Origin of the sequence: Mycoplasmopsis bovis PG45, from assembly GCF_000183385.1 — a bacterium.
In the GTDB taxonomy this organism is placed as follows: Bacteria; Bacillota_I; Bacilli_A; order Mycoplasmatales; family Metamycoplasmataceae; genus Mycoplasmopsis; species Mycoplasmopsis bovis.
Genome location: NC_014760.1, coordinates 870,972 through 885,931 on the forward strand (window position 1 = coordinate 870,972; position 14,960 = coordinate 885,931).

Here is a 14,960-nt window from a genome sequence, read left to right on the forward strand (position 1 = left end):
GTTTCCTACTGCCAAGTGTGGAACTTTTTTTGTTTAAAAATTCAAGTGCTCCACAATTAAATTTTACCTTAATTGGTGTTGCACTTGAACTTACAATCAAGCAACAGACTTGTCGAATAAGTCTGTTTTATTATTGTTTTAGTAAAGTAATTATTGTTTTTTAGTTTGTTCAAATGATTTTATTAGTTCTTCAGCAGTTTTTGCCTTAAACTCTCTATTTCTATCTAATTCTGTTTGCTCAATCATTGCTTGCATTACAGTATTTGACATTTGAGATGTTTTATCATCAGTAACTGCAGGTTTAGCAACAACTTCGCCTTTTTCAACTTTTAGTAACGATTCTAGTGAAAGTTGAGCTGATCTTAGCATATTTAATCTAAAGTAGTCAGGATCAGATGTAGTCATTAATTCTTGAGATGTTTTATCCTTCAATTTACCTTCTAATTCTTTAATTTCTCCTTTTATTTTATCATTTGTTTCTTTTTTAACAACTGATGCCAATGGCATTATATAACCAGAAGTTCTTGCAATTGTGTATCAGTTATCTTCTTCTTCGCCAGAAACCTTGTTTTTGCCTGTGTATATTCATCTAAGGAACTTCTTAATTGCCTTATTCACTTTTTCGTTCTTTGAATCAATAGCAATTATACTTGAGCCACCTTCATGGAAAATTGAATGTTTTCCATCCTTAGTTCTTGTAACTTGAGGAAGCATTAATACATCATGTTCACTTGCATTATTTGTTAAGAATTTAGGGTCATTTTTAATGCTTTGTTCGAAGTATGGGTGATTCTTAGTAAACTTAGTAATCTTGTTTTGATATGCTCCAACAGAAGCTGCAAAACTTATAGCACTTTGGAATCTAAAGATTTGTCATGAACCTCATTCTTTTGTTTGAGTGAACATATATTTCATTGATTGAAATACTTTTTTGTCTTTTTCATCCTTGCCAGCTGGTGTTTGTTCAACTCTCTTAATTGAATTGTTGTAGTCTTCTCATAGTTCTTTGAATTTATTCTTAACATCAGCATCATCAATTAAGTTATATTTAACATTCTTATCTTTATCAAGTTCAAAGATTGCTTTCTTTTCGCCTTCAATTTTTGCATGTAATTCTTTAAAGAATGTATTTTGTTGGTAGTCAATTGAAAGAACTTCGCCTGAAATTGTGTTGTCATTGATTTTTGACTGTTCGATTTTAACACCTTGTGTAAATTTAGCAGCTAAGTCTCTAATGTCTTTGATTGATGTAAATGTTTTGTTATTTACGGTTAAATCTTTAAACACTTCTTTAGTCTTAGCTTCTAAAGCATGTCAGATTGATTGTTCAGGTAATTGATTACCTTTGCTTTTTGAATCGTAAACTTTCTTGATTATACCTTCAACATTTTCATCTTCAATCTTACCGCCGCCAGATTTAATTATTTCAAACATCTTGTGTAAAACTTTAAGGTTTAATTGAACTGAGTCAGTGTCAGCATTATCGAAAGGAATGTTGTAAATTGTTTCAGTTTGACCTTGGCCTGCTAAAATTGAGTGTAAATCTGCTATACTCTTACTAAATGTTTTATTAGTAATGCCAGTGTCAGATATATCTAATAATTGCTTATTTTGGGTAAGAATATATGCGCCAGATTGATCACCTAAAACAATATTTGGAACCTTTTTATTATCTTTAGATTCAATAGCATGAGCAACTTTTTTTAATAGTTGGTATTCACCATATTCGTTGTGCCCTTTAACTTCAACTTCTTTACCTTTGCTGTCTTTGTATTTAAAGTCGTCAGCAAATTCAAATCTAACAGGTAAGAAGTCTTTGTCTTTTTTAAATTCTTCATTATAGTAACCAATAACTTTTTGCAATGATAGTGATAAAGGCCATCCTTTACCTTGACCTAATCTAAAAACAACTTTTTCTTCTTCTGTGTTTCCACAAGCAACTACTGAAAGTCCAGCTGTTGCTGGTAATAAAATTGCACCAGCTTTAATCAAAAATTTTTTCAAAATAATCTCCCTATTAACCTGTTTTATGGTATTCTAAATAAATTGAAAAATATTTAAAATTAGTTAAAACGACTAATTTTTTTAGAAAAAATAAAGTAAATTATCAATGGAATAACAATTGAAATAAATGCTCCTGCCGCTTGTACATTAAGTAAAGAAGCTTGTCTATCTTGCCCTAATGTTAGGTACCAAATAGATATATTAGTATAGTTTGTTGAGAATAAAAATTGTGGTCACAAGTAATCATTTCACACCGAAATAAATGAAAAAACAATTAAAAGCATATAACCCAATTTCATCTTAGGCAAATATACATAAATTAACTTATCCATTGGTTTTAAATTGTCATTCAACATTGTCTTATTTTTTTTATCACTAATAGATTTAGCTAAGTTAAAAATGTATGTAAAGTTAAAAAATGAAAATATTGCGTTAGTCACAAAAGCAATAGGAGTTTCGTCTAAATTGAAAGTTAGCAAAACTGTTTTTAAGCTTAAAAATATTGAAAACTCTGGTATCAAACTAATAACTAGGAAAAAGTATAGAAATACTTTTTGATACTTTGCATTCATTCTAAGTATCCCTGCTATCGCTAGCGAGTAAATTATTAATCTAATTAATATCAAGATAGTCGCAAATAACAGTGTCCAGCCAAAAGCTCTTAGAAAATTGCTTTTAAAAGCAGTTGCAAAATTGACTCAATTTCACTCTTCAATAACAAGAAATGTTCTGTTATTTATTAATGAATTTGTTGACATAAGCGACTGAAGCAATAAGTAGTACAAAGGAAAAAGCATAAGCAAGCATAAAAAGCCAATTAAGAAATATTTAATAATTTCTTTAAATATAACTAATAGCATCCTACTTGACATATTTCTTGCTCCTTGTCTTTGCAATTAATTTACTTATTCTCCTATAAATAGCCTTAATTGTACTAATACGCAACAGTTGTAAGATGCACAATAATAAGACTAAATATGAGAAGCTAAAGAAGGCCGAAGCATATCCTTTTTCATATCTTAATGTTGGATTATTTGCACCAAAACCGAGGAACTTAATTGTGTAACTAGTTAATGTGTGTGCATAATTAATATCAATATCAAAAGTTGGTTCTAGCAATGCTTGGGGTAAAAGAAGTGTTGAGAAAATAAAGTTGGTAAATAAAATTGAAAACAACACTTTTGAAATTTCTGGCATATATACATATCTAAATTTTTGTAAAATAGTCAAATTATCATTTAGCATTAACTTTTTATACTTCAAATCAGCTCTGCTTATAGCTGAAGCAAATAAAATTAAGTTAAATGGTAATGATCTCCATATCTGAAATATAGAATAATATAACCAAATTGGTAACTTTTTATTTGATGAAGCGGTAAAGGTATACTCGCTCTTTCCTAAAATGTAGAAAAACAAATTTTTATTGCCAAAAAACATTGTAAAAGCAATTCCTATTGCAAAGCCTGAAATAAAGAACTGCGAAAACAAGATTGTCAAAAATGCTCTCTGTGTGAATTTAGATATTAAGGAATTCACAACTAGTGCAAAAATTAATGAAAGCACTAATGATATTCCTGATCCAAAAAACAAAACTAATGTCGAATTTAAAACAGCATGTTTAAAATTCGGATCAGATAAAATGTTGTTGTAGTTATTGAAATTATAGTTATATCTAGTTCTATCATGTATGCTGATAGGTGCTTTTAGTGATTTAACAAAGGTGTGTAAAATAGGCACCAAGGTAAAAACTAGTATAAATAATAACAAAGGCAAAAGCATTAAAGTTATTTTAGAAACAGTTCATACTTTTTGCTTTTTTGATTCAGAATTATGCATAAACTCTATTGCCTTCATCATCAAAGACTAGTACATCAGCATCGCTAAAAGTGATATCAACTTTGTCATTAACCTCAATGGTACTGTCTTTTAAAACAATTGTTCAGATGTTGTTGTCGTTATATTCAATTTGATAATAAGTCTTATCACCAAAGTTTTTCTTACTTTGAATTGAATATGCACCATCTTTATTTAAGTCAACTTTTAACTTATTTTGTCTAATATAGTAGTGTTTTCCATCTTTTGTATTGACAAAATTAATTTCTGGAGCCCCAATAAACTTTGCAACAAATAAATTATTTGGACTGTCATACATTCTGTCACCACTGCTGTATTGTTGAACCTTACCATCTTTTAATAAAATAATTTGATCGCTTAATTTAAGCGCATCTTGTTGATCATGAGTAACAACAATAATGCTTAAGTCAAACTCTCTTTTAATTTTAATTAGTCACTCAATTGTCGATTCCTTAATTTTTGCATCTAAGGCTGAAAAAGGTTCATCCATTAGCACTAAATTGGTCTTTTTTATAATACCTTTGGCGAAAGCAACCCTTTGCTTTTGCCCACCAGATAACTTATCAACTCTTTTATGCAACAAATGATCTATTTCTAATTTTTTTGCAACATCATTTATTTCATTTCTGAATAAATTTCTTAAACGAATTTGACTTAAAACCTTAGACTTGCCTTTAATATTTTTATTGTTCAAGCAACTAAATACTAAAGATAAGTAAGCAATTTTTTTCTTTAAATTAGATTGTTTTCCGCTCGCAATGTACTGTTTATATACTTCAAATTTTGAAAATAATTTTTTGTTGCTCTCAGCATTTACATCTAAAGCACTAAAAAGATTTTCAAAATACTTTAATCGAGCCGAATCAACTCACTTGCTATAGTTTTTTGCACTCAAAAAGACATTATTAAAAACTGTTGTGTCTTCATAAGTGGAATTCTCTTGCATTATGTAAGCTATTTCATAAATTAAAGGCTTATTTTTAATTTCAATAGATCCTTCATTTGGTTTTAGGTATCCCAAAATCAAATTTAATAAAGTGGTTTTACCGCTTCCTGAAGGTCCTAATAATGAAATTATTTGATTTTCCTGAATTTCTAGCTTATCAATATCAACGTTATGCTCCTTTTGCTTTTTGTTATATTTAAACTTTAAATTACTGATTTTTATCAATATATCTTCATTATTTAACGTTTCCATACAAATAGAATTTTACTCTAAGAATCGACAAAAAGACACATAAATTAGCGCTATAAGTTAATTTTTCATACTTTTTGGCATCATTAGTTAATTTTTATTTGATAATGCTTAGCCTGTCTATATTACCGCTTTATTTAATACTTATTTTAGAGGCAATTTTAAAAATCCTGGATAATTCCAGAATTTTTGCTAGTTGTATGTATTAAGACTATTTTCCTACTCTCTTTTTCTTTTTATTAATAATCACTAAACTTGATATTAATCCTACAGCAAGCAAAACAGCTGCCGTTAATGTTAATGAGACAATCACAATAGTCTGTTTATTGTTGCCTTTGGTTTCTGCCTGCGTATACCCATAGTTTGAAAGATCAACTTTCAAAAGACTGCTATCATTATGATTTTTACCACTTTTGTATTTAAAATATACAAAAGGGCTGCTTGCTGATAATAACTGATTTATAGACTTATACGTATTAAAATTTAACTTGTCAAATGAATACAGTACATCACTATCAAATTTAAGATTAGCATTATCAACTATTGAATTATCAGATATATTTTTAGGTAAAATTTCTCAGCTATAGTGCAATTCATTTTTGCCGTCTGAAAATGAATAATTATTATCAATAATTTTAATATAACTATGATATTTTCCTGCCTCAGTATGGCCTGTATTATCTACCAATATTCCTGATTTAAAGCCTAATTGGGTAAAGTTTAAACTGTGTTCATTGCCATCATAGATAAAAGTTGTGTTAATATGCTTTGGAGAATCAATTATTATTTTTTCAACCTTTATTTTATGGCTATAAGTGTGTTTTTTACCATTTAGCTCATAATCTATTGAAATTTCATTATCTCCATAGTTAATGTGGTCACCATTTTGATAATTAATTTTTGTTGGTTTAGCAAACGTAATCTGTCCATTTTCTTCAGTTAACAAATTGACTTTGCTTATATTTACCATATCTTTTGCTTTGTAAGAAGATTCAAGATTATGACTAACTACTTTGGTGTTGCTCATATTATTAAAAACTGCTTTAACGATTATTGGATTTGCATAAGTTTGATCATTGCCTTTTTGCCTATTACCTACATAATTAAAGTTCAAAACATTTGTTTTTAACTCTTTAATATGATCATATGAAATGTAATATTTATTATTTGAGTTGTCCAAAGGCAGATCAACTTCAGTGCCATTTTTATTGATGTAAGTGTATTTAACAAATTTTGAATTAGGCTTCTCTAGCTTAGGTAAATAATGCTTGCTGAATGTGCCACTTTCTGCAAATGGAACTTCTGTAACTAAACTTTCTGGCCTTGCACCATTTGTGTCAATATATAATTTACTAAAAGTATATTTACCCTTTCCATCAAGCCTATAAAAATGATATTTCTTGTCTGCTATAAACGAATCGTCTATGAAAGATGAAACATTGACATCAAATTTATCGTCTTTATATTCTTCTAAAAATTTATTAACTTTTGAATCTAACAAATCGTTGTTACTTACTTTAAACTTAATATTAGCATTGTTCCCGCTATTTGTATAAAGAGGTCTGCTATTAAAGTTAACCTCATTATTTTTATTCACTAGTATAACTGGGGTTGTATTATTCAAGACATAACTATTGTTTGCATGAAAAACAATATGCGACTTATCGCCAATTGTCCAATATGAATTAGCCTGAATAGCTTCAGTTCCATCTAAAACATAAATTTGACGAGTTTGAGACTCGTTTTTATGTTCTTTTTCATTAATTAGTTCATAGTTATAAAATAACTTGACAGAATATGCACCAGATTTTAATGGTGTCTTGCTATTTATAATAACACCATCATTTTTGACATATTCAATATTAAAATAGTCAGATACATCAACCCCATCTTGATAAATTTTCGCAAAAATATTGTTTAATTTAGCAATATCTCTGTTAATTTTGTACTTGATTTTTACATTCTGTGTTGAATTAAAGATATTTTTATTTTTAGCAAACGTATTTTTGTTTCTAACGCCATAGTTTGCTACATTATAATAATTGCTAAATTCATTTTCATAGTTAGCATTGCTTTCTGAAAGCAATATATTTTTTTCAATATATTCATATCCACTAAATTTATTAATTATCGCACTTGAATTATAAGGAAGAAAGTTAACTCCATCGCGGTTGCTATATAAGTTATCACTATTAAGAATAATTCAAGCACCAGTGGTTCCATCAGTTGCTTTATAATTATCATCTCAACCAATTATAGAAACTGCATGTGTATTACTTCTTCCAGTTCCAACTAATTCATGAACTTTGACTTTTGAATTAGACTGTACTTCAATATTTTTATAATATTTATCATTTGAGACTGTTTTATAGCCTCTTATAGCAACAAACAGTGAACCATTTTTAGTAATGTGTTTTTTGATTTTATCAAAATCATAAGTTTCAAAATCAACTCTTCTAACTTGCTGTCTAAAATTCTTATGAGTATATTTATTAAAATAATTTCTTAAAGCATTGTGATAGGCACCCTTGTTTGGCACATAATATAAATCACCAAATTTAAAATCAGATTCATATGCAATCCCGTTTTTTGAAATAAGACTGTCATAATCATCAAATCAAGCACCACCACCAACATTACCAGTATCATTTATAGTTATGCTAGCTTCAGAAAAATCATACATTTCATTCGTGTTTAACATCAATGATGTTTCTAATGACTTTGTAGCACTAAAATCCCAGCAAAGACCAGTATTATATTGATACTGGTTAAACAAAATATAATCGTCTCTCAATGAAAAATAGGATCTTTTCTGCTTCTCATCTGTGCTATTATGGATATTATTGGATTTAATTTCAGAATCATTGCTAGATTTTAAACTCATTGATAACATCGGAATAACTGGGAAAAGAATTGGCGTTCGCTTTAGTCAATTCATAAACTTCTTATTCACTTTTAATACTGGCATTTTTTTATTATACTATTGATTTACAGCAAAATAAACTTATAGTGAATAGGCACAATGATAAAAAAGCACATCTAATTAAGATGTGCTAATAACTCTGTTTTATAGATATTTTAATAAAGTTATATTCCTTGCCCATGTTTATGGAATGATAATACAAATGCACAGAATATAATTCCAATCATAAACACAAATATAGTTCAGAAAAACAGCTTTTTATCATGATGGGCATGATAAAATTCTGGCAAGAACTCTAAAATGCTAATAAATATAAATATTCCAGCAATGAATGATTGAACCAATGCCCTTAATTGTCATATATTGTAAATATATTTTCCTAAATAGCCACCTAAAAGCATAGCAGGCAAAAATAGTAGCAGACAAAGAGTACTAATAAATAGCGCTTTGGCTCTACTTCAACCTATTTCTCTTTGACGGTAATAGAATAAAACTTGTTCAGGAATTAAGTGAAGTATTAATGAAATTAAGAAAGCAACTGATGTTGATGTTATTCCTTTATTTTCGATTCCGCTTATAATAAAACCAATTAAAAATCCTTCAGGAATTCTGTGAAGCAAAAGAAGCAATATAGCAACTAACTTATATGTGGGCTTGCTTTGTGCATTAGTTGCAACCTTAATATCATGTGAAGGTGCTATTTCATGATCGTGGTGATCTAGATCGGTGTGATCATGACCAATATCATGTGAGTGTAAAAATAATCTGGCAGATCTATCGGTTGCAATTTTGCTATTAATTGATTTGCGCACTAGTTGTCTTACTAAGGCTGCAAAGCCTATACCTATAATTAAGCCGCCTACGACAACCAATATATTTCAACCGTAAATTTTAAGATCGTTATTTAGTATTGCACTAGTATTAATTGAACTTATTTCTAATGACTCCTTTAAGAAGCCAAATGTTGCCATTGTAAGGAAAAATCCGCACATAAATGCATAAAGTAATACAGTTCCCTTGCTATTTAATTTTTCTTTAGTATAAGCAAAAATCAGATTAACTAAAAAAGGAATTAGAGCAATTAGAATAAATACAATTATGATTGCAATAAAAATTGCTAATGGTTGGTTATAACCAAGAGATGAGTATAATGCATTTCAATATTTGGTCATATTTATTCTTCAAATTCTATGTTGTGGAACACTTCTTGAACATCGTCATCATCTTCTAATTTAGCTATAAAATCTTGGATTTTTTGTGCTTTTTCACCAGTAAATGACACAGTTGCATTAGGCAAGTATGTAATTTCACATTGCATAAATTCAGTTATATTTAAGTTACTTTCTATAGCACTCTTGCAAGTTGAAAAATCTTCGACTGAAGTTGTTACAATAAATGATTCATCAGTCGATTCAATATCTTCAGCCCCATTTTCCAAACATACTATAGTTAAGGACTCTTCGTCAACTAAGCTCTTACTAATTTCCATAATCCCTTTATGGTCAAACTGAAATGGTATAGTACCAGTTTTTCCTAATTTTGCATTCTGCTTATTAAAGTAAGACTGAATGTTACTTGTTGTTCTGTTGACATTATCGCTTAATGTAACAACTAAAAATGTAGCGCCGCCACTAATTGTTGCATTGTAAATAATTTCAGTAAAAACTGCACCATCTTTGGCATTACCTTTAGCTTTATCCAGTGCTCTTTCAATGTTGGCCTTAGGCATACTTTTAGCCTTAGCTTTTGAAATAGCTAATCTTAAGGCTGGATTTGAACTAGGATCTGTTCCGCCAGGTCCAGTTGCAGCAACATAAATTTCCTTAAACATTTTTTGGAAAATTTTGCCCCTAGCTGCATCATTTGCGCCCTTTTTATGTTTTATTCCTGCTCAATGTGAGTGTCCTGCCATATTTATTCCTTTCTCATTTTCTTTATGACATCATCAATTGAAAGTGGTAAACCGGCTTTATCTCTTTTGTGAGCACTAGTTTTATGCATTCTTTCAATTTTGACAATCGAATTTTCTCTGATACCATCTTTATCATTCAATAAATATTTATCTAATTCATTATAAGTAAAGCCCAACTCATCCTCATCACTTTGGCCTTCTCATAGGCCTGCTGAAGGCTTTTTGTTGATTATGCTTTCAGGAACATTTAGATATTTAGCAATTTCTCTTACTTCAGATTTAAGCAACTTAGAAATAGGTAATAAATCAACCCCACCATCTCCATACTTAGTGAAATAGCCTATAAAATACTCGTCTTGGTTATCTGTTCCCATAACTAAATAATTATTTTGTTGTGCATATGCATATAAAGCAGTCATTCTTAATCTAGGTTTTATATTGCTAATTGCTAAAAGATTATCAACTTCATTATTTAGTGATTTTTTAATTTCTTCAAAGCTCTTTTCAAGTGAAATAGTTTTAAATTTTAAGTTAATTGCACTTTCTAGTTTTTTAATATCATCAAGATCATGCATCATAGAATCAATTGGCATAACTATTCCTATAGTGTTATTTGGAAATGCCTTAGCACACAATGATACAACTAAAGCACTATCAATTCCACCTGAAATGCCCACAATGCATCCTTTTGCCTTAGCATTTTTAACTCTCCTTTTGATTCAGGAAACTAAATATTCTGTGTAAATTTTAACTTTTTCACTATCAAAAGGAGAACTGAAACTACTATCAACTCTTAATCCAATTCTCTTACGCATAGTAACCTGCCACTTAAATAAATTAAATAATTCTTTATTATTTTACTATATTAAATAAGCATTTGAATGTTTATATACTGGGGCATAAAAAATCTTGCATTAGCAAGAATTTAGTTATTTTGCATTTTCATCATAGCTAATTTTAACTCATCTTCATCAACCATATTTTCTTTAATATCTCTAAGTTTGAGTGCTTTAAATAAATTAGAATTTTCATCTGCTTCATTAAAAATAGCACTTCTAATAGCCATATAAACTGGCATTGGTGAATTTAATTTTTCTCAAGCAGACTTGCTAAGCTCAATCAATGCTTCTAAGGCTTCTGGATCTTTATCTAAATCAGGAAATTCTAAAAAGTCATCATAATTTTGCCTTTTAAACTTTTCTAAATGTAGTTCAACTTCAATTCATTTTTCATGTAGACCAAAATCTTGAAACAATTCATATCCATACTTTGCGCTTATGTTCGTTTGTGATTCATTTTCTACATTTGAGCCTGAATTATAGTATGTTTGGTTATTCTTAAATTCAGAGTCAGTAAATCATAAAAACCCTATGATTTTATAATCTTGATACTTTTGTTTTGCTAATTCAATATCAAACAAGAATTTGTCTCAAATTTTGATTGCTTCATTAACTGAGTATGTGTCTCTTTTTCTCTGCTTAATGAAATAATAGGATTTAGCATTTTCATCCTTAAATGAAAAAGTAAACTTAGCATTTAAGATTTCATATTGCTGATCACTATTTGGTATTAATTTTGATACAGAAACTCTGTTTTCGGCTATTTCATAGGTAGATTCAGCAAAAATGTTAATTGCAAAATTTGACAAATACTTGTAATATTTATTTTCTTGACTTCTATAAAAAGCTTGTTCTAGCTTTGTTTTAAAATTGAGCGGACTTAAAAGTGAAATGAATCTATATGGCGCTTCCGCCAACTTATAAATTAATTTTTTAGCATTATTATTCAAAAGATTAAATTTTAACTCTTGTTCAAATTGTTCATAATTCATATTATTGCTTATCCAATTCTAGATCATTATTTTTATTCAACTCATCTAAAATCTCTTCAACTGATTCAGAATCATCAGTGTCAATAGACTCGCCAACATTTATTACATTTTTCTTGAAAGTAATAAACCTGTTAAATGGCCAGCGTGTCTTTTTTGATAAAACTACTAAGTTTAAAAAATTACTAATTTGTTTTCCAGCAACCTTGATTGGTGAATGTGTTTCGCCAATTTTAACTGCGGGACAGTTTAACTCATTAGCATAATTAATAAAATTATTTGTGCCAATGATTGAATCTTTGTCACCTATAATAAAAATTAATTTATCTGCAACTTCACGGTATTGTTTGTCTAATTTTTTCATAAATTCAGGTTGTAATATGTACTTATCTAGCAAGTTATATCATTTACCTTTTCTGCTAAATGAATCAATTAGTCTTTTACCTTTTTTAAAAAACTTAGCACCTCAGACAAATAATTTCCCAAACACTGAAGGCTTGCCAGTTTCTGGGCCTATTACATTATGTAGCAATCTATATGACTTATTTTCAGTCATTGTTGGATTAATAGTAGCAAGCATAAATACTTTTTCCACTCTTTTATCTTTAGCTAATTCAACAGCAACACCTCCAGCCATTGAGTGAGCTAAAATATGGATATGTTTTGACTTAATTCCTTTTAAAACAGCTTTAGCCAGATCAATTCAATCGTCTAGTATTATATTTTCAGGATCAATATCAGGTGCATATTTACTGCCTGGAAAGTTCACTGAAACAATATTAAATTTGTTTTCATAACCCAGCATATTGCTTATGAATGAACTATTAGAGTTTAGTCCATGCAAGAATAATATCGTTGTGTTATAGTTGTTATTTTTAGTAAAAACCGGCATCTTCTGATTTTTAAAGTTAACATAATTCATTTCCATATTTAAGCCCCTTTATTATTAATGAATTAGATCAATAATCATGTTTTATAGGTAATTTTCCTTCAATCTAAGAACTGCAACCACTTCAATATGATATGTTTGACAAAACATATCACAAGGTCTTAGATAACTTATTTCATATCCTGATTTACTTAATGTATTAATATCCCTGCACATTGTGTGTGGATTGCAACTGATATAGCCAATTTCTTTAGGTCTTATACTTAATATTTTACTTAAAAATTCGTCGCTAAGCCCGCTGCGTGGCGGATCAACAACCAATATATCAACTTTTTCTTTAATTTTATCTATGGACTTAATAACATCACCAGCAATAAAATCCACATTATTAATATCGTTGCTAATAGCATTTTCCTTAGCATTAATAACTGCCTCATTGACAATTTCTAACCCATAAACTTTTTTGGATTTTTGAGCTAAAAAAAGCGAAATTGTGCCAATACCACAGTAAGCGTCAATTACTGTTTTATTTTTATCTAAAGATAAATTATTTATTAAAAGCGAATACAAATTTTCTGTTTGTTCTGAATTAATTTGAAAAAAACTATTTCAGTTATATTTGAAAGTAAAATTTCCCACTTTCTCTATTAAATAGGTATTTTGGCTTAAATATTTGTTAACTACTTTATCATTAACTATAATGAGAATGCTTACTATATTTTTAAATTCACTAGCTATATCGCTAAAAAATTGCTTTGACAAATCAAATGATTTAGATGCAGTAAAATAAAGCATAATTTCTTTATTAAAATTACTCTCTCTAATACTAATACTTATTAATGAATTTTTAACATTTTTAAAACAGTCATAGTCATTGATATTTTTACTAAGTCAGAGAAGTACTTTTTCTGAATATTCGGAAACTAAATCATATGAATCTTGCTCAATTAAATTGTGAGTATTCTTCTCATATAAGCCAATTTTAATAATGTTTTGGATATTTTTAGTAAACAGTAAAAGTTTATTTCGATATCTTCATTCATAACCGCTTTTTAATATAGGCAAAATGTTGGAATAATGAAGATTTCGCTTAAATAATTGCTTAACAAAATTTTCTTTAAATTCTAATTGATCATTGTATGAAATATTTGCCAGAGGTGCCGATCCGCTCTCCATTAATTTATCATTTAAAACTTTAATTCTTTTTGGTGAATCATTGTGTCTTTTTAAAACTTTGGCAAATGAAAACTTAGAGTTAGCTTTTTTGATTAAGATATCAGCAATTTCACCAGGAAGCAAGTTTTCTACAAATATAGGATAGTCATTTATCTTGACAGTACCTAGCCCTTCATAAGAGTGTTCGAATGCTTTTACATTTTCTAAAATAGAGTTATTTTGAAGCTTCATAATTCAATTTTATAAAATAAAAATCCTTTATTAAGGATATAACTAAATTAAAGGGTACTCGCTAATGTTATAGGGCGTAAAATTCTCAGTTAACTCATAAATTAATGACTCAACCTTGAATGCAAAGCTTTTATCAGTTTCAATATTTCTATAGTAATTTGCTAATTCTTTAGGTTCTAACAATGAACATAAAACAGTAAATTTATTATTGGCATTTCTATATTGCAAAATTTCATAAACAAAATCATACTTAAATCATTCATTATGTTTTTCAAATCCAAGATCATCAATGACTAATAACGACACATTTTTTAACGAACTTTTAATCTCATTCAGCGATATGCTATTAGACATTTTATTCTTCAAGTATGTAAATAAGTCATTAAGTTTTATGTAAGCTGATGAAATGCCCCTAGAAGCAAAGCTATTAACCATTGCGTTAGCAATATATGTTTTACCTGTGCCATTCGATCCATAAATATATATGCTGTTGTTACTTGCAAGTGGCTTTCTTTTTTCAAGTATGCCTCTAACATAATTAATTTTGGTTATAAGTTCTTTACGTTTGCTAGTGGGAATCTTGAACTTTGTAAGTTTGTAATCTGGATTAGTTTCATTAACTTCAGTTAAAATGATGTTAAGTTTTCTAGTTATATTTTTAGCATAATTGTTTTTGGCTGATGATCTTTTAATAACCAATGCCCCGTTTTTACGCGAGACATTATAAACTCATGGGTAAATATCGCTATTATCAAGCGATTCTTTTATATTTAAAAATTCGATCAAGTTATCTTTTAATTCTTGATCTGTAATTTTTAATTGTTCAATGCACTTAGTGATTTTAGAATTAGATTTGACTAAATTCATAACTTTAGATTCAATCTCATCATAATTGCTATCAACAAGACCTTCTAGATTGCTAATTCAGTCTCGATCTTTCATTTATAC

General features: G+C 28.7%; 12 protein-coding genes. All 12 read right to left on the reverse strand.

Annotation, left to right across the window (positions count from 1 at the left end; all coding sequences use genetic code 4):
• Positions 1-150: 150 nt before the first annotated feature.
• Positions 151-2,004 (reverse strand): P68 family surface lipoprotein, encoded by a 1,854-nt coding sequence (locus MBOVPG45_RS03700; protein WP_013455968.1) that lies wholly within the window; start codon positions 2,002-2,004, stop codon positions 151-153.
• 59 nt (positions 2,005-2,063) lie between these two features.
• Positions 2,064-2,876 (reverse strand): ABC transporter permease subunit, encoded by an 813-nt coding sequence (locus tag MBOVPG45_RS03705; protein ID WP_013456622.1) that lies wholly within the window; start codon positions 2,874-2,876, stop codon positions 2,064-2,066.
• Positions 2,866-3,861 carry an ABC transporter permease family protein gene (locus MBOVPG45_RS03710; protein WP_013955024.1) on the reverse strand — a complete coding sequence of 332 codons (996 nt, stop codon included), beginning with the start codon at positions 3,859-3,861 and terminating at the stop codon, positions 2,866-2,868. Before MBOVPG45_RS03710 ends, MBOVPG45_RS03705 begins: the two co-directional genes overlap by 11 nt.
• A complete protein-coding gene (locus tag MBOVPG45_RS03715) occupies positions 3,833-5,056 on the reverse strand; it encodes an ATP-binding cassette domain-containing protein (protein WP_013456172.1) in 1,224 nt (407 codons plus the stop codon). Before MBOVPG45_RS03715 ends, MBOVPG45_RS03710 begins: the two co-directional genes overlap by 29 nt.
• 208 nt (positions 5,057-5,264) lie before the next feature.
• Positions 5,265-8,021 carry a C1 family peptidase gene (locus tag MBOVPG45_RS03720; RefSeq protein WP_041309176.1) on the reverse strand — a complete coding sequence of 919 codons (2,757 nt, stop codon included), beginning with the start codon at positions 8,019-8,021 and terminating at the stop codon, positions 5,265-5,267.
• A 119-nt stretch (positions 8,022-8,140) separates the two neighbouring features.
• Positions 8,141-9,148 carry a ZIP family metal transporter gene (locus tag MBOVPG45_RS03725; RefSeq protein ID WP_013456522.1) on the reverse strand — a complete coding sequence of 336 codons (1,008 nt, stop codon included), beginning with the start codon at positions 9,146-9,148 and terminating at the stop codon, positions 8,141-8,143.
• Between the two features lie 2 nt (positions 9,149-9,150).
• Entirely contained in the window at positions 9,151-9,888 is a 738-nt protein-coding gene (locus MBOVPG45_RS03730; protein ID WP_013456092.1) for a YebC/PmpR family DNA-binding transcriptional regulator, read from the reverse strand.
• A gap of 2 nt (positions 9,889-9,890) precedes the next feature.
• Positions 9,891-10,703, reverse strand: coding sequence for an NAD(+) synthase (gene nadE / locus MBOVPG45_RS03735; protein WP_013456356.1), 813 nt, complete (start codon positions 10,701-10,703; stop codon positions 9,891-9,893).
• Between the two features lie 110 nt (positions 10,704-10,813).
• Positions 10,814-11,719 (reverse strand): HpyAIV family type II restriction enzyme, encoded by a 906-nt coding sequence (locus tag MBOVPG45_RS03740; protein WP_013456590.1) that lies wholly within the window; start codon positions 11,717-11,719, stop codon positions 10,814-10,816.
• Between the two features lies 1 nt (position 11,720).
• Entirely contained in the window at positions 11,721-12,644 is a 924-nt protein-coding gene (locus MBOVPG45_RS03745) for an alpha/beta fold hydrolase (protein ID WP_013456460.1), read from the reverse strand.
• Between the two features lie 45 nt (positions 12,645-12,689).
• Positions 12,690-14,012: a 23S rRNA (uracil(1939)-C(5))-methyltransferase RlmD gene (gene rlmD, locus MBOVPG45_RS03750; protein ID WP_013456079.1), complete on the reverse strand. Its 1,323-nt coding sequence runs from the start codon at positions 14,010-14,012 to the stop codon at positions 12,690-12,692.
• Between the two features lie 42 nt (positions 14,013-14,054).
• A complete protein-coding gene (locus tag MBOVPG45_RS03755; RefSeq protein WP_013455987.1) occupies positions 14,055-14,954 on the reverse strand; it encodes an ATP-binding protein in 900 nt (299 codons plus the stop codon).
• Positions 14,955-14,960 lie beyond the last annotated feature (6 nt).